1 pseudogene is annotated in these 1041 nt (G+C 36.9%); it reads left to right on the top strand.

The features are described 5' to 3' along the window. A pseudogene (locus Q1553_RS01505) lies at positions 1–1041 on the top strand (hypothetical protein); the annotation flags it as partial.

The raw sequence follows: 1041 nt of genomic DNA, 5'->3' as shown, positions 1-1041 counted from the left end.
TCCTTTATCCCCAAAGCTTTGGATAAAAAAATCGCAAGTAAATTAGTGGATTATTATTTGGATACTTTGGAGGCAAACCCGCATTTCCACGATAAGATAGAGTTTAACATTGTCTTTTCTTGCTATGATTTAAATATCCCTCATAAATTAAAAAGTCTGCTTTCAAAAGGCTTTAATGAAAATGAGATTAAAAGGCTAGAATTTGCACTTTTGGAGCTTACAAATTCTATCATCAATCCCAAAAAAGGCTTGTATATCAAGGATTTAAAAAAGATTGCAAAGTTAGAGCAAATTTACAAAGATTTAGAGGATTCGCACTTGCCGACTTTGGATAAGATTTATTGGCTTTTGGAATCTTGCAAGAGATATGGGACTTTGCCTTTTGCAGGGATTGCAAGGGCTGGGTTTGTGGCGGTTTCTATGCTTAATTCTCTTGTAGAAATTGGATTTTTTAGCTTGGCGGAAAAACAGGCATTTTTAAATTCTCTTAACACGGTGAGCAAGGAGCTAGCCTCAAGTGTTGCCACGCTTACAGAGGAAACAAAAGAAGCATTTTTAAGCAAATTTGGGCATTTGCGCCCTAGCACTTATAATATCTTAAGTCCGCGCTATGATGAGGATTTTAGAGCTTACTTTGATTTGGGTGCAAGAGAGTGCTTGACATCAAATGAAAGTAATTTTGTGCTTAATACTAAAAAGCTGCAATCTCTTGATACGCTTTTAAGCGAACACGGGCTAAAGATTAGCGCAAAAGAGTTTTTAGAGTTTTTGAAAAGAGCGATTGAGGGGAGAGAATATGCGAAGTTTGAATTTACCAAACTACTCTCTCGTGCTTTAAGCCTCATTGGTGAGCTAGGCGTTTATTATGGAATCCCAAAAGAGGAAATGGCGCATTTGGATATTCAAAATATTTTAAACCTTTATGCCTCGCTGTATTCTAAAAATCCAAAGGAAAGATTTTTAGAGGAAATTAAAAGGCACAAGGAGGAATACGCCTTGACTTTGAGCGTGAAGCTTCCTGTGCTACTTACCAATGCAGAG

The sequence above is a fragment of the Helicobacter sp. UBA3407 genome (assembly GCF_949747025.1).
In the GTDB taxonomy this organism is placed as follows: domain Bacteria; phylum Campylobacterota; class Campylobacteria; order Campylobacterales; family Helicobacteraceae; genus Helicobacter_D; species Helicobacter_D ganmani.
Note: the sequence above shows the minus strand (reverse complement) of the source record. Positions and strands in the feature narration are given on the sequence as shown.